14 protein-coding genes are annotated in these 23,957 nt (G+C 53.0%); 2 read left to right on the forward strand and 12 right to left on the reverse strand.

Features of this window, described 5'->3' with window-relative positions; all coding sequences use genetic code 11:
• Positions 1-4 precede the first annotated feature (4 nt).
• The 8 genes from cas4 to HMPREF1494_RS09400 form a co-directional block, all read right to left on the reverse strand.
• Positions 5-682, reverse strand: coding sequence for a CRISPR-associated protein Cas4 (gene cas4 / locus HMPREF1494_RS11350; RefSeq protein ID WP_081724142.1), 678 nt, complete (start codon positions 680-682; stop codon positions 5-7).
• Between the two features lie 35 nt (positions 683-717).
• Positions 718-1,563 carry a type I-C CRISPR-associated protein Cas7/Csd2 gene (cas7c, locus tag HMPREF1494_RS09370; RefSeq protein ID WP_034522353.1) on the reverse strand — a complete coding sequence of 282 codons (846 nt, stop codon included), beginning with the start codon at positions 1,561-1,563 and terminating at the stop codon, positions 718-720.
• A 33-nt stretch (positions 1,564-1,596) separates the two neighbouring features.
• Positions 1,597-3,489, reverse strand: coding sequence for a type I-C CRISPR-associated protein Cas8c/Csd1 (locus HMPREF1494_RS09375; RefSeq protein ID WP_231495398.1), 1,893 nt, complete (start codon positions 3,487-3,489; stop codon positions 1,597-1,599).
• Positions 3,486-4,196 carry a type I-C CRISPR-associated protein Cas5c gene (gene cas5c, locus HMPREF1494_RS09380; protein ID WP_034522356.1) on the reverse strand — a complete coding sequence of 237 codons (711 nt, stop codon included), beginning with the start codon at positions 4,194-4,196 and terminating at the stop codon, positions 3,486-3,488. The genes HMPREF1494_RS09375 and cas5c overlap by 4 nt, the downstream gene beginning before the upstream one ends.
• A gap of 15 nt (positions 4,197-4,211) precedes the next feature.
• Complete coding sequence (locus HMPREF1494_RS09385) at positions 4,212-6,674, reverse strand: CRISPR-associated helicase/endonuclease Cas3 (protein ID WP_034522359.1); 2,463 nt, start codon at positions 6,672-6,674, stop codon at positions 4,212-4,214.
• A 259-nt stretch (positions 6,675-6,933) separates the two neighbouring features.
• Positions 6,934-8,106: an ATP-binding protein gene (locus HMPREF1494_RS09390; RefSeq protein ID WP_034522361.1), complete on the reverse strand. Its 1,173-nt coding sequence runs from the start codon at positions 8,104-8,106 to the stop codon at positions 6,934-6,936.
• 552 nt (positions 8,107-8,658) lie between these two features.
• Complete coding sequence (gene ileS / locus HMPREF1494_RS09395; protein ID WP_034522364.1) at positions 8,659-11,985, reverse strand: mupirocin-resistant isoleucine--tRNA ligase; 3,327 nt, start codon at positions 11,983-11,985, stop codon at positions 8,659-8,661.
• Between the two features lie 383 nt (positions 11,986-12,368).
• Positions 12,369-13,823 carry a glycoside-pentoside-hexuronide (GPH):cation symporter gene (locus HMPREF1494_RS09400; protein WP_012902382.1) on the reverse strand — a complete coding sequence of 485 codons (1,455 nt, stop codon included), beginning with the start codon at positions 13,821-13,823 and terminating at the stop codon, positions 12,369-12,371.
• A gap of 321 nt (positions 13,824-14,144) precedes the next feature.
• Between HMPREF1494_RS09400 and HMPREF1494_RS09405 the strand changes: the two genes are divergently transcribed.
• Positions 14,145-17,255, forward strand: a complete 3,111-nt coding sequence (locus tag HMPREF1494_RS09405; RefSeq protein ID WP_034522366.1) for a glycoside hydrolase family 2 TIM barrel-domain containing protein — start codon at positions 14,145-14,147, stop codon at positions 17,253-17,255.
• A gap of 24 nt (positions 17,256-17,279) precedes the next feature.
• Here HMPREF1494_RS09405 and HMPREF1494_RS09410 read toward each other — a convergent pair whose 3' ends face one another.
• Complete coding sequence (locus tag HMPREF1494_RS09410) at positions 17,280-18,293, reverse strand: LacI family DNA-binding transcriptional regulator (protein WP_003841257.1); 1,014 nt, start codon at positions 18,291-18,293, stop codon at positions 17,280-17,282.
• Between the two features lie 48 nt (positions 18,294-18,341).
• Entirely contained in the window at positions 18,342-19,577 is a 1,236-nt protein-coding gene (locus HMPREF1494_RS09415) for an MFS transporter (protein WP_003839249.1), read from the reverse strand.
• A gap of 156 nt (positions 19,578-19,733) precedes the next feature.
• Between HMPREF1494_RS09415 and HMPREF1494_RS09420 the strand changes: the two genes are divergently transcribed.
• Positions 19,734-20,726, forward strand: coding sequence for an AraC family transcriptional regulator (locus tag HMPREF1494_RS09420; RefSeq protein ID WP_034522368.1), 993 nt, complete (start codon positions 19,734-19,736; stop codon positions 20,724-20,726).
• Between the two features lie 538 nt (positions 20,727-21,264).
• On the opposite strand, the gene HMPREF1494_RS09425 is transcribed toward HMPREF1494_RS09420, so the two are convergent.
• The gene (locus tag HMPREF1494_RS09425) at positions 21,265-22,701 is read right to left on the reverse strand and encodes a sugar porter family MFS transporter (RefSeq protein ID WP_034522371.1); all 1,437 of its coding nucleotides are present in this window, start codon (positions 22,699-22,701) and stop codon (positions 21,265-21,267) included.
• Between the two features lie 188 nt (positions 22,702-22,889).
• Positions 22,890-23,957: an aldose 1-epimerase family protein gene (locus tag HMPREF1494_RS09430; protein WP_034522372.1), complete on the reverse strand. Its 1,068-nt coding sequence runs from the start codon at positions 23,955-23,957 to the stop codon at positions 22,890-22,892.

The raw sequence follows: 23,957 nt of genomic DNA on the forward strand, positions 1-23,957 counted from the left end.
CGATTCAGGAATTCATACCGTTAATTTGGAGATCAATATATTTCTGCGCAGACCTAGTTTTTGTTAACTCGGGTAAACACCAATTTCGCAAGGAGCATGCTGAGCATGCCTTTGTAGGTCTCACTTGTGGCGTATGAGCACGAGCAAACAAGTCATGCATCTGTAAAAAATCTTTCTTTACCATATTCCGCAATTCGTCATTAAGAGGAATCCTCTCCCGCCGTTTTATCCGTTGATAAAACAAAGCACCTTCTTGAATCGTGCACGCAAGCATTTCCTCCAAGCACATCGCCTCGGCACACAGCTGTAACCGATCAGCATCATTTGTCTTAGGTTTTCCATGCTTATATTCAACGGGATACGGGTCCCATAAACCATCCCTTCCGTGCAATTTAATTCCATTTGCAGCCCTATGGAACTCCACAACATCGCAAGCACCAGTGATTCCGAGAGATCTCGAGAATACTCGCAAATCTCGCATAATTAACAAGTCTCCACGACTCTCAGAAGACTCATAATCGTGCACACGAGAATGCTCAAGCTGCCCAGCTGTGGTCAGATAATTTTCCGACCATAGCTGCTCGATATGAATCAGAGCCCACTGCCGCTTGCAAAAAGCAAAATGCTGTAGGCCAGACAAGGCCAGCCAATCTTCTTCCGGATATTCAGCTGGTCTTGTCATGGCAATCTCTCATCTTCTCTAAGCAGTCTTTAGGGTTAACGACCTTCGATGATTTCAAAGTGAAGCCCAGGAATAGCACTCTCGTCAACACTGATTTCGCCGGCAGAATCCACAGAAATAGCACGATGAACTTTAGCAGAGGAATATTGTCCACCCTTGCAGTTGTGTTCGAACCAGACGACGTTAGTTACTTCCATCGAACCTGAAGGCCGCGCTGAACTTTCATCATTCTCAAATAAGGAAATCAATGCTTCCTTAATCTTTCGTGCATCTTCCTCAGAGAAGCCAGTTCTTTCCGCCAGCTGAGGACTGATGCTCCCAAATGTTGTATATACGGCACGCCCAGAAACACGATACTTCATGCCCATAGTATCTGATGATTTCTTACCCGTATCCGTCGTCTCGCTGTTCACAGACTTCGTAATCTGCACATCATCGATGGCTATAGGCAGAGTAGAGAAAGCCGGTTGGATCGACACCGGACCTCGTACACTAAGAGAAACCTCGTCGACATCTTTAGCTTTCTTGAACGCAAAGACCTGTCCGAAAGCCCGAACATCCAACCAGTGTTCACAGACTTTGTGAAAAACAATATCCTTTGTTTTTTGCTCATCTTTCGATAGGGTCTTCAGGTAGGTATTAAAGCGTTCAGACAGAGACTTGGCCCCATCATCAGAACGCTCATCCATCTGTACAAAAATAGATTCTCCAGCATCCTGCAAGCGATTACGAATCTTACGCTTCAAGGCCACATCAGAAACCTCACCAAAGCCATCCGACGTAGTACGGGGGCGATTCCCATTCAACGGATCACCATTAGGATTCGCGTTCTCTGCAGAGAAAACCACTGCGAAATCAATCTTGTTTTTCAAGTTAGTCATGTTTTTCTTCCTTAATCTGTATAGTTTTAATTCTTAGTTCTGCTTATCTGATTCGTCTTTGTGCAGTCGTGTTGGGTTTCTCAAAGAGCGGCGCTGAGAAGAATATCCCAAGAGGAATAGAGGAGACAGTGTCTTATTATCCTCAAAATCACCCTCCTCAAAAAGAGCCATAACATCATCGATTCCGGACTGGAACCATTCAGCTCCATTCATGGTCTTCAAATACGGGATCAATTGTTTCCATAAGGCTCCCCATGTTGAATATGGTTTTGCGATAAAGTTGCTCATCAACTTCACCGCATTTGTAGGACGATCTACTTGCTGTTTCAGTAGCACACCCCGCTCAAAATAATCAGCCAGAGCTAAAAGTCGACCATATAAATAGTCACGATCCTTTCGCTCCAAATTCAATTCCATGGATACCTCCTTACTATCATGATGCCTCTTTGCTTCATCATTGAAATGCTTCTTCCACAGACTGCATGCAATTTCAAAATCACGCTCCCAGACTAAATCGCCTTCGTTATAGCTTATCGGTCTAGTTACTTTATGGAATGCAGCGTTTAAAATCGAAATAGGTAGAGCTCGATCACCGAACATACATTCGATAAGCCTCTTCTTCATGTATTTAGCATATCTTTTGTAGCTCTTGCTACTACGATCTGAAGCATCGTATGTGCAATTGATGATATCGACGAAAGACGGTGCCCCTATATAAGGGGTTCGTTTGAAGGATGTTTTGTCTCCATTTTGATTTCGTTCAAAATAAGTCAAAGGCCACGCTGTATCCGTATGCCATTTTAAAATGTTTTCAAGATACTCGTTTTCTCGTAATTCACGATAGAACGTAACACTTAGTCGTCCGGATGTCGCAGCATCAAGAATGACTATCGCCATCTTGTTTGCATGCTTCTGCAAAAAATCCGGACTGCCATACCCCCGCAGTAACGCACGAAATCTCTTCGCGTAGTTCATATCTGTTGCTATAAGCGCATCTTGCACCACATCATGTTGTTCTGATTCGCTATTCAACAGCATATGGCTAAGAGTCTCAGCGAAATTTAGCTCGGGATTCACTACGTTCTCTTCAGGTTTCTTTACCGCCCAGATGATGATGGCTTGCGTATCCGTAATCGTTGCATGGTTGTTTACAAGCCAACGCAGTGTGGAATGAATCTTTTGAGAAGTCTCCGAGTCAATTCTCAATGCCTCATCCCTATTCCCAAAACGCCCTCTATAAGTGAAATTCGTATTGTCATTTGCCGAGATGAGTTTCGCGTTTCCCGCAGTGCTGACGATGTTCTTAGGATAGTTTGAAGCCTGTGAGTAAAAATCTCTCCCAAAGATATCGGTACCAGCCCAAGCATGCTCTCTCTGCTGGAATTCAATCCATCGATTCCTAATTTCTGGATCATCGGCAACCGGGCGACACGCTTTCCCAGGTATCTCGACCTCGAAACATACACCAATTTTCTCGTCTTTACCGGTCAACTGTATACCGTATTGTATCGCATCTTTGCTAATACTATGCTCAGATACATACCGGTAAATCGCATTTAATTTCTCGTCATCGCCTTTCCATTTTGCAAGTTGGTCCAGATACATACAAGTTCTCTTAGCATCGCAGACTTTATCCACATATTGCAGCTGATCACATAATGGGTGAGGAACAGGTTTACTGGTTCTTCCCATCGATTCCTCGGTACAAGGAATAATCATTGTCCATGCAACTGCTTCCTTTTTTATACTCTCAAGACAGCCATCGGATTTCAGAATCACACGCAACTGGCCAGGCATAGACATATGATCAAGCGGTAATAGGATTTTTTTCGCCTCATCGCCATTGCCGTAGCCTTGATGTCCACGCCCCGAAGCGTTCTGTACTTCATCATACGTCTCAAGTAAGCTGGACCACAGACTCATCATTCATCTCCTTCCAGTATTCTGAAGTTTTCGCCACTCTTAAATGATTTAACCGTTTGATTCTCGCGGATAATCCGGCAATCAAGATTTGCCGAATCGGGACGATCGAATTCAATGACTCCGTTCCTCATTGTCGGAGCCCAGAACCTCGCCACCAAATCATGTTTTGGATTCTCATCCGGATAAGTGAACCCATGGAACATATAACCAAGATTCCATTGTCCGTAATCATCATAAAATCCGATATTTTCGCCGAACGCACAAGGTTCCACATATCCTTGGCATTCTCTGGTTCCAAGAAATACATCCCTGCGTCCACCTTGATTTACTGAACGTTGCGCAATTTGATAATGTTTGTTCTCATCTCGATCATCGGTAAGATCCGGTCTCTGTTCGTTCCACTCAAAATGAGCTAAAACTTGATATCTCACATCTTTGAGATATGTGTAATAGGATAGGTCGTTTCCTCCGCTCATCTTGATTGGACGGATTCCTTTTCCTTCAGTCTGTATTTTATTCATCACGCGAACTGCATCAATGACCCATGTAATTGTAGGCTTCCAGTAGATGCTTTCCGTCATGCCCTTTAATGCCTGATAGGTAGGTACTTGGTAGGAGTATTTTTCACCACCAATCCTAGTCACTGCCTCCGAGAATAGGGCATACGACCCTGAAACCTCATATTCAATGGAATTTTTATATTTCTTCATAAGAAATGCTCACTTTCAGATGTAGAGTAAAGACATCTCTGTCTCCGTCACAACACCATATTCTTCCTTGTAATAATCTTTGTTCAACATGTAGATACCAAAATCCTCATTTTCCAGAGTAATTGCTCCTCGCTCATCCAGACTGCGGTACTCATTATCAAATAATGACACCGAGTAATCTTGCAACTGTCGAAGCGCCGCAAATTGCTCTCTTAAATTCCCCCTTGAAAGTCGCTCCATGTGCTTCTCTACACGTCCATAATGTACCACGACATTATGATTCTGATTGGGAATGACACGGAATCGATTCCCAACAGTTTTAAATGCTTGAGCATATACCTTCAAGTATTGCGTCCCCGAGCTATTGACATACTGACCTCTTGCTGCACGATTACAGGAAAGTAAATCGTACGCATATAGGTTCTGCTTTCCTGGAATTGGATAATCCATAATTCCAAATCCATTATCGTTACCGGATTGTATGCCTTCGAAGAACAGCTGGTAATATTCCAACAGCATTTCATTGGAAAGAAGATCTTCGTCAGGATGCTCCCGAACCATTCGCTCGGTAATCTCCTTTCCCATTTTGATATCAGGTAAATAACTCAGCCCTTTCTCATCCTTGATTCCAAATACATAAACTTTTTTCGGCGATTTTGACTCGCCATTTCGATTGCAACGACCAGCAGCTTGTAGAATGCTATCGAGGCCTGCCATGGCACGAATAACGCAAGAAAACGAAACATCTACTCCCGCCTCAATAAGCTGTGTACTTATGCAAATTACTGGCGTTCCTTTATCGATACTAGTCAATTGCCGGACGAGTTCAAGCTTATCTGTCCTATGCTGACCACACATTGAAGTACTCAAATGAATAATTTTAAAGTGATTGTCTCCATTCAATGTTTTAAGACACTGATATATTATTCTCGCCTCAGATTTAAGATTAACAATAGCTAAGCAATTGCCGTTTTCCTTTGCCTTCTCATAAATTATTTCAGCTAACTCGTCACAGTTTTTCATTTCTGTTGCAGCAACTACGCATGTACGTCTCAGCTTCTCGAAATATTCTTGAGAATCATCAATAAGATTCGGACAATCCGCCAACAATAGGTTTTTTCTACTGGTCCGTTCAAGAAGCGGTTGCGTAGCCGAACAAAGCACTATAGTCGAGCCCAGAATTTTAGAAAGAAAACTTACTACTTCATTGAAAAGATTGATAGCGTTCGTAGGTAGCGATTGAATTTCATCGAATATGATAATGCTATCCGCCATGTTGTGGAATCTCCGGAGATCGCCACTCTTAGAGGACATTACTGTTTCTAAGAATCTGACCATGGTAGTCACAATGATTTGACTGTCCCAACGTTCGGTAGCAAGTTTTCTTTTTGCATTCTGTTCGTCATCCTCTTCTTGGTCAAATTCGGATTGTGTATTGGTAAATGTATCATCATCCTTTCTTCCACCTGCGGATGAATAGTGTTCGAGTAGTGTTTCAGTATCATCCTCATCCAGCTCGAGAATCTCACGAAAAACCTTCACGGTCTGCGAAGTAATCGACAGGTATGGAATTACATATATGATTCGTCTTTTATTGGTCTCTATTGCATGATGTAAAGCAAAATTAAGTGAGGCCAGTGTCTTACCTCCACCTGTTGGAACAGCTAATCTATAAATTCCAGTACTTCGTTTCCCCTCCAAGCGGCATTGCTCGGAAATTCGATTACGAATCTTATTGATTTCAGAGGTATGATCAAACTTTCTTATATTCTTTTCGAAACGATCGATCAAAGATGACCAATCAATCGATTTGGATCTGTATGTTCTCCGTTCTTCAAAACAAGCAGCATCTAATCTATCTGCATCAATTAATCGAGAGTACACATATTTGGCAAATAACCCAAGATAGAAATAAAAGCTATCTGAATTTGCTATGCCTCCCATATTAAATTTCTGCATGAAATGCTCGACATCCCTGATACTTTTGTCATAATTACCAGCAATATCAAGGTCAAGATACGAGATTCTGTCCTTAACTTCTTGATACGAGAATCTGATTTCATTCTTCCGATCCGTAGCAAGACCGTCAAAAAAAGTCGAGAGTCCATCCACATCTAAACAGTCCGGCAACTCACCATGATGTTTAGCAATGGCAAGTTCAAGTATCTCCCTAGTGATCTCTTGTACCGCCTGCTCAGCAGCCGATTTTTCAGAAGATAAGGCACATGCATCATCAACTAAAAAAGCTCCCTGCCATGCATGAATTACAGAACCGCGATGTCCCTTTGCAGATAACAGATATTCCTGAAAATCTTCTGAAGCTTTTCCGATGTCATGCAACAAAGCAGCAGTGTACGATATCGCAGAGAATTCTTCTTCGAAGTCTCTCGCCAGTTTTCCCGCGCCGTGCAAATGATCACGGAGAGTTTGTACAGCTCCAGTCGCGTCTTTGCGTGCAAGCAATTGTTTCGAGTTCATGCGATGCTCCTTTGATCGGCAATGTACTGAATTGCTATCCTCAGTGTAGCATAGCTTTTGAAGTATCCGCTCATCATACACCGAATTTTTTCTTTGATTCTTGGAATCAGGTATGCTGAATAACGGGTCTTACACCCATAGTCGTTCGCAATGAACGTGGATTGAAATGGTGTCTGATGTGCGGGACCATTAAAGGAGCTTGTTCCACGACCATATCTAACGATCGCGGAACAAGCTTCTAGCCGTCTAGTCGCAGAAGCTAGACATCCATCAATTCAGATAGATCGCATAGTCGCAGAACACGCCCATGCCGTGTCTCGAACCGTTCCTCGCCTCCATATACCAAAATTCTGTGATTCGTATCGACCTCCATGACGTCAGCCAGCTTATCGATGTTGGCCCATGCGTGCACGTCGTAGGTACTGGAGGCCTTCACCTCGATTACGTATTGAGGCTTACCACCTTTTTCGACAATGAAATCAATCTCCAAACCCTTATTATCGCGCCAGTAGTAGAGTTTAGGCTCACTGCCTCGCATGTAATACTGCTTCACAATCTCCACCGCAACGGCGTTCTCGAACATATTTCCCCACATCTCACCATTGCGCAAATCGTCCGCAGCATCTAAGCCAATCAGATTCGCAGCAAGTCCCGTATCGTAGAAATACATCTTCGGCGCTTTTACCAACTGCTTGCCGTAATTCTTGTAATACGGCAACATACGGAACGCAATGAAACTCGACTCCAGTACCGACATCCAATCATTGGCAGTCAGTCTGCTGATGCCGCATGCTTCAGCAAAACTCGTCGCATTAAATGACTTTCCGCATTGGTGCGCGGCATAATGCACGAAACGGTCGAAACCCGCAATCTTGCGCACACCTAATTCGTTACGCACATCCCGTTCCACATATGTCGAAAGGTAGTCGCCATAGAAATTGGCGATTCGGATATCTCCGTCGTATAAACGCGGATATCCGCCTTTGAAAATCCAATTCGCGGCATCGCAAGTCTCGTTTGATTCCAATAGTTCCGAATACGCAAGAGGCAACAGGTACCGTACCGCCACCCGTCCGGCAAGAGTCTGCGAAATAGTATTCATTAACAGGAAGTTTTGCGAACCCGTCAACACAAACTGCCCGGGTTCGTTCGTTCGGTCAACGGCCTCCTGCAGATAGGAGAACAATTCCGGCGTTCGCTGCGCTTCGTCGAAGATGATGTGATTCGAATATCTTTTCAGGAAATATCGTGGATCGTCCATGAATTCCCTACGTACATCCGGATTCTCCAACGTCACATACTCATAATCAGGGAAACATGCCCGCACCAACGTGGTCTTGCCACTCTGCCTCGGCCCTGTAAGAGTAAGTACTGGCATCTCTCTGGCAGATTGCAGCAGCTCCTGTTCCAGACCTCTTGAAATCATGGACATTCCAACCCCTCCAGTGCACTAGCCTACTATTCTTCGTTTTGCTACTTTACAAATTCTACCATTCCTACTTTACGATTTTTCCTTTTCCTACTTTACAATCTATACCATTCCTATTATGCAATTCCTACTGAGCCGCAACGCATGCCAGACCTCGCCGAACGTTCCCACAACAAAAAAACAGAATCTACAAAAGAAAACCGGAAGGGCGGATACTACGGAAATTAATCCGCAATAGTCCACGTCTTCCGGCAGTGCGACTGCTTCTCATATGTGTGCTTGACTCACATGGATGGTACTGAGAACCATTCGCTCAACGATCTGCTCCCGCATGCATGACCGAACATGCGCACGGAACACAAATCAAGTCGTAGGGCTTAAAGCCAATGCATAACTGTAGCCGCACGTTTGAATAATCACAAATCCAGCCAACAGGCATGCAGATAGACGGCAAATACATACATGGGAAGCCCCTATGCGAAAGGCGGCAAGTCGCGCCCACACGGAACACGGCTCACCGCCTAGATTATGAGGTTATAAACCTCACAGCCCGGCTCAGGCCTTGGCAACCTCAACTGCCAACTCGGAGCCCTCGGCGCCGGCCACAACCTCGAAGGAGGTGGCAAGCGTTTCGGAAGCCACAAGGTCCTTGAATTGCTCGACCTTCGCCACGTCACCCGCCGGAACGGTCAACTTCAACGCAATACGGTCGGAGATCTCCAGATCGGCAGCCTTGCGGGCATCCTGCACGGCACGGATCACGTCGCGAGCATAGCCTTCGGCAATCAGGTCGTCATTCAGCTCGGTGTCGAGAATCACGAAACCACCGGTCGGCAACGCAGCGGACACGGAGCTGGCGGCCTCTTCGGCGTTCTTCTCCTCCACGCTGTTGATCAGCTCATATTCACCCTCTTCCAGTGCAATCTCGCCGTTCGGAGTCTCGCACACCGGTACGCCAGAAGCATCGACATGCCAGGCACCGGACTTGGAAGCCTTGATGGCGAACTGCACGTCCTTGCGCAGGCGCTTACCTGCGACTCGGGCGTTCACGCGCAGCTCGTTGATGATCTTCAGGCCGCGGGATTCGGCATCCTCAAGCGTGCACAGCTCGACATCCTTGACGTTGAGCTCGGACTTCAGGATTTCGGCGTAGGCAGCAACGGCATCCGGATCGGAGACGATCACAGTCAGCTTGGAAAGCGGCTGGCGCACGCGAATCTGCTTCGCCTTACGCATGGACAGCGTGCTGGAAACGACCTCGCGTACCTTCTCCATAGCATCGACCAAGGCCGGATCATCCACCAGCACGCGACCAAGTTCGGTCGCCTCGTCAGAAGTCGGATCAGCCAGGAACGGCCAATCGGCCAGATGCACGGACTCGCCGCCGGTCAGGCCACGCCACACGGCTTCGGCCTCCATCGGAGCAAGCGGGGCGATTACGCGCATGAATGCCTCAAGCACGGTGTACAGCGTATTGAACGCGTTCTCGTCCTCGTTCCAGAAGCGGTCGCGATTGTTGCGAATGTACCAGTTGGTGAGCATGTCGATGAAATCGGACACAGCTTCGCAGGCGTCGGAAATCAGGAAGTCATCCAGCGCAGCCTGGGTCTTCTCGATCAGACGGCGGGTGCGGGCCAGCAGGTAACGATCCATTTCCGGCAAGGCGGCAACCTCGTCGGCACGCAGCGAACGAGCGTCGAAACCGGCACCGCCATTGGCCGCGTTGGCATACAGGGTGAAGAAATAGTAGGAGCTCCACACCGGCAGCATCACCTGACGTACGGTATCGCGGATGCCGTCGGCGGTCACGATGAGGTTGCCGCCACGCAGGATCGGCGAACTCATGAGGAACCAACGCATAGCGTCGGAACCGAAGTCGTTGAACACGCCGTTCACATCCGGATAGTTGCGCAGATGCTTCGACATCTTCTGACCGTCGGAACCGAGCACAATGCCGTGGCAGATCACGTTCTTGTATGCCGGCTTGTCGAACAGGGCTGTGGCCATGATGTGCAGCACATAGAACCAGCCACGGGTCTGGCCGATGTATTCCACGATGTAGTCACACGGGAAGTGCTGTTCGAAGGTTTCCTTGTTCTCGAACGGATAGTGGTACTGGGCGAAGCTCATGGAACCGGATTCGAACCAGCAGTCCATTACGTCGGTGATGCGGCGCATGTGGCTCTTGCCGGTCGGATCGTCCGGGTTGACGCGGGTCAGTTCGTCGATATACGGGCGATGCATGTTGACATTGCCTTCATGATCGCGCGGATAATCACCGAAGTCGGCCTTCAACTCCTCAAGCGAGCCATATACGTCGACGCGCGGATACTTCGGATCGTCGGATACCCACACCGGAATCGGCGAACCCCAGAAACGGTTACGAGAGATGGACCAGTCGCGGGCATTGGCAAGCCACTTGCCGAACTGCCCATCCTTCACGTTGTCCGGAATCCAGTTGATCTGCTGGTTGAGCTCGAGCAGACGGTCCTTGATCTTGGTCACGGACACGAACCAAGAGCTCACCGGCTTGTAGATCAGCGGGGTGGCGCAACGCCAGCAGTGCGGATAGGAGTGCACGTAGCTCTTCTCCTGGAAGAGAATCGCGCGCTGGTCCTCCGGCACACGGGCCAGCGGACCATCGCCTGCACGCAGGTTACGTAGAATCGGCAGATTCGCATCGAACACATACTGACCCTCGTAATCCGGGCACAGCGACGTGAACTTACAGCCCGCGTCAAGCACGTCCACACTCTTGATGCCCTTGGCATTGAGCGTGTTCATATCGTCCTCGCCGTACGGAGCCTGATGCACGAGGCCCGTACCTTCGACGGTATCGACGTAATCGGCGGTGAAAATCTGATAGCCTTCCGGCCCCGGAACCTGACCCTCGGCGGCATGCTCGTCGCCAGCGAAATACGGGAAGACCGGATAGTAGCGCCAACCCTCCATCTCGGCACCCTTGAGCTCGCGCACGATCTCATAGTTCTCGCCAAGCTCCTTGGCATAGGAGCCGAGCAGCGGCTTGCCCAGATAGAATTTCTTGCCGGCGAACCTGCCTTCGGTCGGACGTACTTCGACATAGTCGATGTCGGCGCCGACCACGATGGCGAAGTTGGTCGGAACGGTCCACGGGGTGGTGGTCCAGAATACGGCGTAGGCGTCTTCCTCGTCGCGCAGCTTCACGGCCACGGACACGGTGGTGTCCTGACGGTCCTGGTACACGTCGGCGTCCATACGCAGCTCGTGTGCGGAAAGCGGCGTCTGATCCTTCGGGCAATACGGCAGCACACGGTAGCCCTGATAGGCCAAGCCCTTGTCATACAGCTGCTTGAAGGCCCACATCACGGATTCCATGTACGGAATGTTCAGGGTCTTGTAGCCATGCTCGAAATCGACCCAGCGCGCCTGACGGTGCACGTAGTCCTTCCACTCATTGGTGTACTTGAGCACGGAGGCACGGCAGGCGTCGTTGAACTTGTCGATGCCGATTTCCTTGATCTGGTCGACGGAGTCGATGCCCAGTTCCTTCTGTGCCTCGAGCTCAGCCGGCAGACCGTGCGTATCCCAGCCGAACACGCGGTTGACCTTGCGGCCCTTCATGGTCTGGTAGCGCGGAATCACATCCTTGGCATAGCCGGTCAGCAGATGGCCATAATGCGGCAGACCATTGGCGAACGGCGGACCGTCGAAGAAAACGAATTCATTCTGGCTGTGATCTCCGGATGGACGACGCTCGACGGACTTGGCGAAGGTATCGTCCTTCTCCCAATAGTCAAGCACGGACTCCTCCAGCTTCGGGAAGCTGGGGTTCGGCGCAACGTTGGCGCTCTGCTCACCGGCAGCAGCCTTCGGATACACATGATTGGTGGTTTCGCTCACCGTATGCTCCTCGTTTGGCAGGTTTCCTGTTCTTCTTAACTACCTACGAGGACGACGACTTACGCACGATTGCCGCACGTCCGCCACCGCGGTACCACCTCGCTTGCCGCCATCCCCTGCATACTGCACAGTGCGATTGCGACCGCTTGCGTTCGGCTGTTCGGGCCGATCCCGCCGGTTCTACTAAGCCTGCGATTGCACTGTACGGACTTACGCCCCCTGCAATCGCCGCCGTTCTTCCGGAAGCTCCCCGCTGATAACGGATCACTGCTATACGTTTCAGCAGTTCAGCCTAGCACGCCGTATGAACGTTGCATACGGAAAGAGCCGCACGGCGTCCACCATGCGGCTCCCTCAACCCACGAATCGCATACCGGTTGCGATCAGGACTCAGACGGCTCCCCCTGCGCGAGCTGCGATTCGAGCTGCCTGACGATGTCATCGTGCATCTTTTCGCTGATCTTCACCTTGAAAAGAAAGACGAGCAGGCTCAGCACGATCACGGCCAGCGGCACATAGAAGGCGCAAATCTGGAAGGTATGGATGTTGGAGGCGGTCATATCGGCGGCAGTGGCGTTGCCGATCATGCCGGCGGCCACAGCCACGAAGCCGACGATGCCGTTGGAGCAGGCACCCGCAATCTTGTCGAGCATCGGGCGCACGGACAGGGTCACGGCCTCGTTGCGCTTGCCGTTCTTCAGCTGGCCGTATTCGATGGAGTCGGTCAGGGACAGGATGGCGGTCATCTGGATGAAGGTCTGCGGCAGGTAGAAGAAGACCAGTCCGACGGTGACCATCGGCAGGCTGGACGAGCCGATGATGAACAGCAGATAGCCTATGATCATGAGCGCCATACCGCCGAGATACAGGTAGCGGCGCGGAATGCGCTTGTTGAGGACCGGGTATGCCGGAGCCATGATCAGACCAGTGATGACCGGGATGACGCCCACGATGGAGTACGCGTTGGAATTGTTGAGGATGTACTTGAACAGGTACATGAGCACGCCGGTGGTGGCTACGTTAGCGATGGCGTACAGCAGGTAGCTCAGGGCGACCCACAGCAACTGGTCGTTCTGGGCAAGGGCCTTGAACGCGGCGAGCGGGCCGCCGTTCTCCTCGGCGTTGGCACGCAGCGTGCTGGAGCTTTCCTTGGTGCCGAACGCCACGGAGCATACGGTCAGGATGCCGAGAATGGCCACGATGATGGCGAAGCAGGTCCAACCACTCTGGCTTTCCGTCCGGTTACCGGTGAACACGAAGCTGAAGTAGGTGACGATCGGGATGACGATGATGGTCAGGCCGTTGTAGCCGATGGAACCGCCGAAAGAGCCGAGTGCGGTATAGGTGGAACGCTCATGGGAGTCGTTCGACAGCGCCGGGATCATACCCCAGTATGAGATGTCGCGCAACGAGTAGAACACGTCAAGCACGATGAACACCACCACGAACAGCACGATGAACCAAGTGGTGTTGACATTGACCAGACCGAACAGGCCGGTGTACACCACGACGAGCAGCAATGCGGAGACCGTACCTCCGATGAGCTGCCACGGCTTGAAACGGCCCCACTTGGTGTTGGTGTTGTCGATGATGTTGCCCAGCAGCGGATCGATGAAGATCTCCGCGATGCGGATGATCACGACGAGGCTGGTGATGATGCCGATGAGTTTGGTGGCGATGCCTTTGTCGACACCTGCGAACAGCGAGCTGGTCACATACACGATGAAGTATGTGCTCAGGGCGTTGTAGAACGCAGACTGGCCAACGTTGCCGAATGCATATGCCATACGGGATTTCAGGTTTGAGCCCTGCTTATCCACGGTGAGGGTTTCTTCCATCGTTACTTCTCCTTAGAAGTTTCCGTGCAGTCTTCCTTCGACTCATGCATCAGTATATGCCTTAACCCTCGTTAAGTAAAATGTGATACTAATCATTACACTTCGCCGGCGTGTCGCATTTTGTTCGATAATGATAGAAAATGCCACATATCATGTGTGTTCAACGATTGATTCGACCATCAAAGCAAACATGAACACACCACGCCACGCATATGACGTACGTACTTGCGAGTTTTGATAACGAAAGTTACTATTTATCAGTAAAGGATTTTACATCCTTCGCACAGAGCCGTGACACTATAGAAAGAGAGCAGGCAGATCATGTCGCATATCTTTTCCTCAACCGAAGCACAGGAATCGTGGCTGACCGATCCTACCGTTTTCGCGGTCAACCGCCTTCCGGCACATTCCAGCCACCATTGCTACGACCATAAGCCACTCGCCGGTGAGCCGACCGGACTCAAACAACGGCTTGATGGCCAATGGCAGGTCAAGGTCGTCGACATGTCCGAAGCCGGATTCCCCAGCGACTTCGCCCAGACCCAATGCACCGAATCCGGATTCTCATCCATCGAAGTGCCATCGAATCTGGAAACCAAGGGCTTGCTGAAACCGCAATACGTCAACGTGCAATACCCATGGGACGGCCATGAGGATCCTCAGCAGCCGAACATTCCGCAGCACAACCACGTGGCGCTGTACCGCAGGGAATTCACGCCGTCCGCATCCGTGACCCGTGCCATCCGCGAAAACCGTCAGATCACGCTCACCTTCCACGCCGCATCCACCGCCATCTACGTGTGGCTGAACGGTACATTCATCGGCTACGCCGAAGATTCCTTCACACCGAGTGAATTCGACGTGACCGATGCCATTCAGGAAGGCCACAACACCCTTGCCGTCGCATGCTTCGAATTCAGTAGCGCAGCATGGCTCGAAGACCAGGACTTCTGGCGCCTGCACGGACTGTATCGCAGCGTCGAACTCACCGCCATCCCCGCCGCACACGTACGCGATTGGAAAATCGACCCCGATTTCGACGCCACGACCGGCGATGCGACGCTCGCCTTCGTCGCATCCATCAGCAATGCGGACGCTGCTTCCAAGGCCGTCGCAACACTGTACGGAACCGATGGCACCATCGCATGGCAGTCCGAACAACTGCCGGTAAACGAAATGATCACCACGGAAGCCGTAATCGCGAACATCAAGCCGTGGAGTGCGGAAGAGCCGAATCTATACACGCTCGACCTGACGCTGTACGGTGCGGACGGCACAGTGATCGAAGTCAGCCGCGAGCGCATCGGCTTCCGGCATTTCGCCATCGAAAACGGCGTGATGAAGCTCAACGGCAAGCGCATCATGTTCAAAGGCGTGAACCGTCATGAGTTCGACGCCCGCCGTGGCCGCGCGGTGAACGAGGAAGACATGCTGTACGACATCACGTTCTTCAAGCAGCACAACATCAACGCCGTGCGCACCTCACACTATCCGAATCAAGAACGCTGGTACGAGCTGTGCGATGAGTATGGCATCTACATGATCGACGAAACCAATATCGAGACGCATGGTTCATGGACCGCACCGAGCGACCCGGTCACGCCGGACACCAACGTGCCGGGCAGCAAATCCGAATGGCAGGAAGCATGCGTGGACCGCATCGAGTCGATGATGCGCCGCGACTACAATCATCCGGCCGTGGTGATCTGGTCGTTGGGCAACGAATCGTATGCAGGTACGGTGTTCAAGGCGATGAGCGATTTCGCGCACGCCAACGATCCGCTGCGTCCGGTGCATTACGAGGGCGTGTTCTGGAACCGTCAGTTCGATGACATTTCCGACATGGAAAGCCGCATGTATGCCAAGCCGGCGGAAATTGCGGAATATCTCGAAGCCAATCCGAAGAAACCATATATCTCGTGCGAATACATGCATGCCATGGGTAACTCCGTCGGCGGCATGCATCTGTACACCGAACTGGAACGTTACGAGCAGTATCAGGGCGGCTTCATCTGGGATTACATCGACCAGGCGCTTTTCCAGCGTCTGCCGGACGGCACCGAACGCCTGACGTATGGTGGCGACTGGGACGATCGTCCGAACGATTACGAATTCTCCGGCGACGGCATCATCTTCGCGGACCGCACTGCCTCCCCCAAGGCGCAGGAAGTCAAGCAATTGTATGCGAACGTGAACATCAAGCCGGATGCGCACGGTGTGACGATCCGCAATGAGAATCTGTTCGTCTCCACCGCCGACTACGTATTTACGGCGCGTATGCTGGTCAACGGCGAGGAGCGCTGGCAGGCTGACTATCGCTTCGACGTGGCGGCCGGTGCGAGCGAACGTTTCGACATTGCATTCCCTGCCGCGTCCGATCTGATGGCGAGCCGTTGCGACGAGGAGCTGCCGAATGGTTCGATCGAGGTGACGTACGAGGTCGATCAGCGGCTGGCCGAGGCCACCGCCTGGGCTCCGGCCGGATTCGAGCTGACGTTCGGGCAGCATGTGCAGGTCTTCAACGATGCCGCCGACACCGATGCCGCCGCGGTGACCGACGGCCACACGCATGATGTGACGGTCACCGACGGACGCTGGAACGCCGGCGTGAAGGCGGGCGGCCGCGAGGCATTGCTATCCAAGGCACAGGGAGGACTCGTCTCCTTCACCCGCGATGGCCATGAAATGCTTTCGCGCAAGCCGAGCCTGCTGACGTTCCGTCCTCTGACCGACAACGACCGCGGCAATGCCTCCGGCTTCGACCGTGCACAATGGTTCGCTGCCGGCCGTTACGCCAAGACGGTCGGTACCGAAATCGTCCGTGATGGCAATACGATCGTCGGCACGTACACGTATGAACTGGCAATCACGCAACGCACGAAGGTCACCGCACGCTACGAGCTGCTGGAAGACGGGCGAATCCATCTGACCCTCACCTATCCGGGCGGTATCGAAGCGGCTTCGCTACCGGCGTTCGGCATGGAATGGATGCTGCCGGTCGAGTATTCGAACCTGCGCTTCTACGGTCTGGGACCGGCCGAAACCTATCGTGACCGCCTGCACGGCGCCAAGCTCGGCGTGTTCGAGAGCACTGCCGAAGCAGACAACGCACCGTATCTGGTGCCGCAGGAAACCGGCAATCATGAGGGGCTGCGCTGGATTGAGGTGACCGACCGCCATGGCCACGGCATGCGTGTGAGCCAAGCCGGCGACGAACACTTCGCGGCAAGCCTGCTGCCCTACAGCACGTTGATGCTGGAAGAGGCGACCCATCAGGAGGAGCTGCCAACCCCACGTCACATGTTCCTGCGTCTGCTTGCAGCGCAGATGGGCGTCGGCGGCGACGATTCGTGGGGCGCACCGGTGCATGAGCGGTTCCAGCTACCGGCCGATCGACCGCTCACGCTTGATGTGATGCTGGAGCTGTTCTGAATACGGCATCACAACGGCTGAAAGTCACCGTTCCGCCGGCACGAAGCTGTCACGTACGACCAACGAGGTCGACAGATAGGCGTGCTGGCGGATGGTTCGCTTGCCCGCGATGGCATCCGCCAAAGTCAGGATCGCCACGCGGGCAAGCTCGCTCTGGTCGATGGCGAATGTGCTCAAAGGCGGTGACGTAAGCTGGGCAATCATCTGGTTGTTGATGCTGATCACGCTGATGTCGCGCGGCACAAGCACTCCGGAGGCATTGAAGGCCTGCAATACGCCGACCGCAATCACATCGGCGGCGATGATCACCGCGTCCGGCAGCGCACCGTTGTGATCGTGCACGAACCGTTCGCCAAGCCTGCGGCCGTTCTCCACGGTAAACAGGCCATCCGAATAGATCAGACCCTCGGCGTCCAATCCGAAACGCTTGACTTCACGCCGAAAATAGGTGGCGCGATTCTCTTCGTCCAGCTCATAGAAGTTCATCAGGCAGCCTTTGCCGCCAATGAACCCGACACGTTTCATTCCCTTCGCCGCACAAGCCGCAACGGCATCATGCACGGTCTGCTGCAGATCAGGCTGTACGGAATCAAACAGACCCGGCGCTGGATTCACGTCGATGAACACGCCATACGGCATGGCATCATGCAACCGTTCCAGATCCTCTTCGACGATCCGGTCGGCACCGATCGACATAAAGCCGTCAAATCCGCTACTTTCGGCAATCATATCGTCAAGATTGCGGAACACGGTCAGTTCCATACGCTGCTGCCCAGCATTGCGTTCGAGTGCCGCACGCAGATCAGTGAAATAGGAATCACGCAACGCCTCATTGGATTCCTCGTTGTCAAGCAAGGCCACCTCATGCGGAATCACGATGCGTTTGGTCTGCATGCTGTAGCCAAGTTCCTCGCTGACCTGAATGATCTTGCGACGCGTCTCCTCGCGGACGGATAATGTGGGATCTCCATTCAGCAACCGAGATACCGTAGCTTGCGAGAATCCCGTCCGTCTTGCGATTTCCTTGATGGTCGCCATCGATGTTCCTCATTCGGTGAAGTAAAAGCTTTACCGAATCAGGGTACCTCATCTTCCTATCAGATTGGTAATCAAGTGCACCCTATCGTGCGATCTTATCGCACGCCGTCCGTCATTGACTTTCAACAATACCGTCATCAGTACCGCCAATGCGGCGAACACGGCACCGACAGGACCGAGCCAACGCAATCCGGCGGCATCGTAGGCCACGCCACCAACTGCGGAACCGAGCGCAATACCGAGGTTGCAGGACGTGGAGTTCAACGACGAGGCAAGCGTGCCGCAGCCGGGATAGCCGGTTTCGGCCACATATGAATACAGCACCTGCGAAGGCGAGTTCTGCAGATAGATCGTAAGACCCAGAACCACCAGCAACACCGATCCAAGCATCGCGTTCGCCGTGGCAAAGGGAAGTAGCAGCATGCACACGAACTGCAATGCGTAGGCCTTGCTCATGCCGACGAGCGGCCAAATGCCGGTGCCACGCGTGGCGAGCTTGCCGCTGTACAGGTTGCTCCACAGGCAACAAGCGCCGAACGCCACGAGCGCGACGCTCACATAGGCCGCCGGCACATGCAATTCGTTGGTAAACATGGGTGTCAGGTAGGTGTACCACACATAGCTCGAGGCGAGGCCGAACACCACAGTGAGCACGCCGAGGATGATTCGACGGTCGGAGAACAGCTTGAATTGGCCGAGAATACCCACCTGCGAAGGCACGGAACGCTTCGGCAACACCACGAACATGACGCCGATCATGACTACCGTCAACACGTCGATGACGACGAAACTGGTACGCCAACCCGCCAACCCCGCAATCCACGTACCCATCGGCATGCCGAACACGGAGGCGATGGAAAATCCGGAGAACACCCACGACATGTATCTCGGCTGGTTTTCACGACTCGTGACGTCCGGTCCGAAGGTGAGCGCCACCGCCACAAGCACTCCCGAAACGGAGGCGGTGACCACGCGAGCAAGCAGCAGCATCGGATAGTTCACGGCAAAGGTGCAGATCACATTGCCGGCAAGAAATACAAGCAACAATGCGATCAGTGCACGGAATCGCTGGAATTTCGAACAGATCGCGGCGCCAATCGGTGTGAGCGGCGCATACACGAACGCGAAGATAGCCACAAGATTACCCACCATGGTCACGGCAATGTTGAGATCGGAGGCAATGTCGGGAAGTACGCCCACGATGATGAATTCGCTGGTACCGAGCAGAAAACTCTGAAAGACCAGAATGGCCACGGGAAGCGTGAACAAGCGGTGTGATGCCATATTCGTATCTCTCCATCAATGTAGAAAATCTTCTTCTTTACATGAAAAGAGTAATATTTATCAGCATTCAGAACACACGATGCGATATCATTGAATCGTTTGTAAATAGCAAAATCGTATTGCATTGAACGGAAAATCCATCGAAAGCGAGAACGGATGAAACAATGTCAACCGTTACAGCCTTTGGCGGTATTCTCGGATCTTTCCGAACGCATCTACTACAATCAGCCTGATCTGCCGCTGTATACACGCAATGATGCGCTCTCCCGCTTCGACTTCAGCATGGCCTGTCACTGGCATCGCGACCTGGAGTTCGTACATGCGCTCACCGGGTCGATGAAATACTTCGTCAACGGCGCGATCGTCGACATTCCGACCGGCGACGGACTGTTCGTCAATTCGAATCGGTTGCATTACGGATTCTCACCGACCCGCGAGGAATGCCATTACCCGGCGGCCGTAGTGAATCCTTCGCTGTTCGAATCATTATGGCGACCGGCGAGCGCCGAACTGGACATGCTGTGCGGGCCTGATGCACCGGATTACATGCTGTTGGATCATACTGATTCACGGCATCGGCGCATTCTGCAACTGATTGACGATACCGTGCGGTTCAACGTGCCGAATGCCGACGAAGCCGCCAATCCGCAGTCCGATACGATTCAGGCGATTGGAACGGCGATCCAATTGTGCGGGGCGGCTTTGGCGTTGGTTCGGGAGAGCATGGCGAAAGCGTCTGGTCATCCGACGACCGGACGACCGGAGCCGGCACAGGACCGGCAATCACCATCCTCAAATCATTCGGCATCGCACTCCCCCGCCAATAATCGTGATTTGATGAGTGCGTTGACCATGACCGGCTTCATTCATCAGCGTTTCCCGGAACGAATCACATTGGCCGACATCGCGGCGGCGGGTACCATGAGCCGCAGCCAATGCTGCATCGTATTTCGCGAGTATGTGAATCGCACGCCAAATGAATACCTGACCGATTACCGCATCGAGCAGGCCATGCACATGCTTTCCGGCACCGCTTCCGACGTGACCGAAGTGGCCCGTGCCTGCGGTTTTTCGACGCCCAGTTACTTCATCCGCGTATTTCGCAAGCGTGCGGGGCTCACTCCGCAACAGTGGCGGCGAGCGCACTGACGGGCGACCGTCAAATACAATATCCCTTTATGCATGCGCAATTCCATAAGTCGACCTGGCCAAAGCCGGATAAGCAGCAATCCTTTGCCCCGCAGAGCTTCCGAGGCAAAGGATTCACGAAACCATTCAAGGCCACCGGTCATAAGGGTGGCATCAGCCGGCAAGGTTCCAAGCGGGGTTAGAGGGGCGTGCCCGTTATCCAATAGGCGTGCCCTCAAACAGTTCAGCATGGGATGCAGGCTGCGAGAACCAACGTGCCACTCAACAGGCAGAGCCTCAAATCGGTACCGAAAAGGGCCGAATCTGCGAGAACCGAATGGTTACCCAACAGCCACGGCCCCAAATCACCCGGGAAAAGGTCCTAACCTGCGAGAACCAACCCGTTACCCAACGACCACAGCCCCAACCAGGACACAAAACGGCCGCAATCCGCGAGGAACCGCCCGTTACTCACACCACAACGTCACGGCGGCGTTGTGACCATGGCCAGGAACCAACACAACGCCGCCAGCACGCTACCTGATGCTCGAGCAGGCAATCAGCCTTCCATATCCTCTAGGGCAACGCCCTTGGTCTCCTTCATGAACTTCAGCACGAAGAAGAAAGACACGAAGGCGAAGAAGGCGAACAGTCCATAAATCAGGCCGACGTTGAAGGCCAACAACACCGGGAAGCTTACCGTGACGATGAAGTTCGACGTATACTGCACCGCGGTACCGACGGACATGCCGGCGGAACGCATGGAGTTCGGGAACATTTCGGCGAGCATGGCCCACGAGACGGTACCCCAGGTCAGGCCGAACGCAATCACGAATCCATTGGCGCACACAAGGGCAAGCGGACCAGTGAAGCCGGCGAGTTGCGGCGCACCGTTGACCATGGGTGCGGTACCGAAGAGCAGTGCCAGACCGCCTTGGGTGATGAGCATGCCGATGGACCCGACCAATAGCATCGGACGGCGGCCGACGCGATCGATCAGGAACGTGCCGCCGATGGTCGCGGCGATGTTGATCAACGACGTGATGGCAGTGATGGTGAAGGAGTCCTTCTCGGTGAAGCCGACCGCACCCCACAAAGTGTTGGAATAGTAGAAAATGACGTTGATGCCGGTGAACTGGTTGAGAATCATGAAGCCGATAGCCACCCACACGATCGGCTTCAAACGGCCGACCGGAGTGATGAGGTCGCGGAACGACGGCTTGTGGTCGATGCCGATGGAATAGCGGATGCGACCGATCTGGTCGGAAATCGGAGCCGGGTCGGTGCCGATACGGCCTAGCACGACGGCCGCCTCTTCGTCACGATGCTGTGCCACCAAGTAACGCGGCGATTCGGGAATGGTCAATGCAAGCAGGAAGTACAGCACGGATGGCACGGCCATGCACAGGAACATCCACTGCCAGGTTTCGAGCGGCCCCATGAACACGCTGGCGCCACCGGAGATGTGCACGAGCAGCGCGTTGACAAGCAACGAGATGAAGATGCCAATAACGATGCCCAGCTGCTGGAACGCTCCAAGCACACCACGCTCGTCGGTGGGCGCGATTTCCGCAATGTAGACCGGAGCCACCATGGCCGCAACGCCTGCCGCAAAACCACCGAATACACGGAAGGCGACCAGTACGAAGATGTTCGGCACGATGGCGCAGCCAATCGAGCAGATCAGAAACAGCACGGCGGCGATCTTCATCATCGGCACGCGGCCGATCTTGTCGGCGATACGACCGGCAAGCAACGCACCGATACCTCCGGAAATCAGCGCGGATCCAACGGCAAGACCGAGCAACGCGTCGCCTGTGGCGAATTCGGTTTTGATGGCGTTGGTCGCACCGTTGATGACGGCGGAGTCATAGCCGTAGAGCAGACCGCCGAGTGCCGCGATCAGCGCAAGCCGACGGGCTACGGATTTGTGGGCTTTAATGGTTGATTCACTCAGCGTGGTCGGTTTTGCCACATTCGCTTCAGCTGAAGACATGATAGGTCCTTCTTCCTTGAAAGATAGTGCGATTGTATGGGAAGACGGGTCTTCCCATACCCCCCTTCGGGGATTCTCCCCCATCGGAGGAGGAGATGCCGGCCGAACGGGGTATCCGGGGTTCAAACGGAGCAATAGAGAGATCCAAACCCGTTCAGACCGGCAAGCATTGGTAACGCTGCCTCTCGTTATGAGAGAAGGGCATCGCGACGGGCCAGTAATGCATCGATGGCCTCGACGCCGTCGAGCACGGTGAAGGTGACGGTCTTGCGTTCGCAGGATTGCGCGGCAAGCATATGCAGATTGTCACGTTCCTCATGCCAACCGCGGCCATACACCTTGGAATTCGAGGGTTCGAGACCGACCACATAATCACCGGAACCCATCGACTTCCACTCCATGAAATGCGGGAAATCGGCCACATTGAAATCGATGACCACACCCAGGCCGAGCTTACGGTTGACGACAGCGGCGAAGCTTCCGCCGTCCGCATCGGCCGCCAGTTCGTGGATGTACACGCTTTCCGGCTTGTTGGCTTCGGGCGCACCGATCTCATTCCATGGCGTGACGTCGGCCGCGGTGGTGTCATCACGCGGGGTTGCGCCACGGCTCGGAATGACCACCTGCGCACCTTCGGCCAGCAACGGCCAGCCAAAGTTGCAGTGGTACATCCACATGAGCGGCTCCTCACGGAACGACTCGTTGGTCACCTCATCCTCGACCGTGATAGACGGCTTGCCGTACACGGAACGGATGCGGCGGCGTAGCACCATGTTCTCGCCGAATAGCTCCGCCTCACGCATTTCACCGGACACTTCGAGCACATAATCGTCGCCATCCCAGTAGGCGTCGGAGCTTACATGTTCGGCTGGCGTGGTGCGAATACGGCCATGCATCGGGTAGTCGCCTGCCGGATATCGCGAGCCTTCCGGCGTAGAGTACGGGCCACAGATGTTCTCGAAACCGCAGGTGAAGAACAAACCTCCCATGATGGAGCGCAACGCTTCCTGGCCATTGGTGTCGAATTGGTTGCGACCGTTCAGCCCCGGCTTCGACAGGAATGTGAGATTCTCGCCTTTATATTCGAACAGTGCCACATCGAGCGCCTTGTCGGCCATCGACATGAAGCGCAGTGGCCCGTTCTTGACTTCGACCGCCTTCAGGCCGTGCGTACGACCTTCCTGGTATTCGATCGGACGAACATAGGCGGCCTGTTGCATGCTGCCGACGTGGGCGAGCATATCGGAACGCTTCAT

Origin of the sequence: Bifidobacterium sp. MSTE12, from assembly GCF_000513015.1 — a bacterium.
Taxonomy (GTDB): Bacteria; Actinomycetota; Actinomycetes; order Actinomycetales; family Bifidobacteriaceae; genus Bifidobacterium; species Bifidobacterium dentium.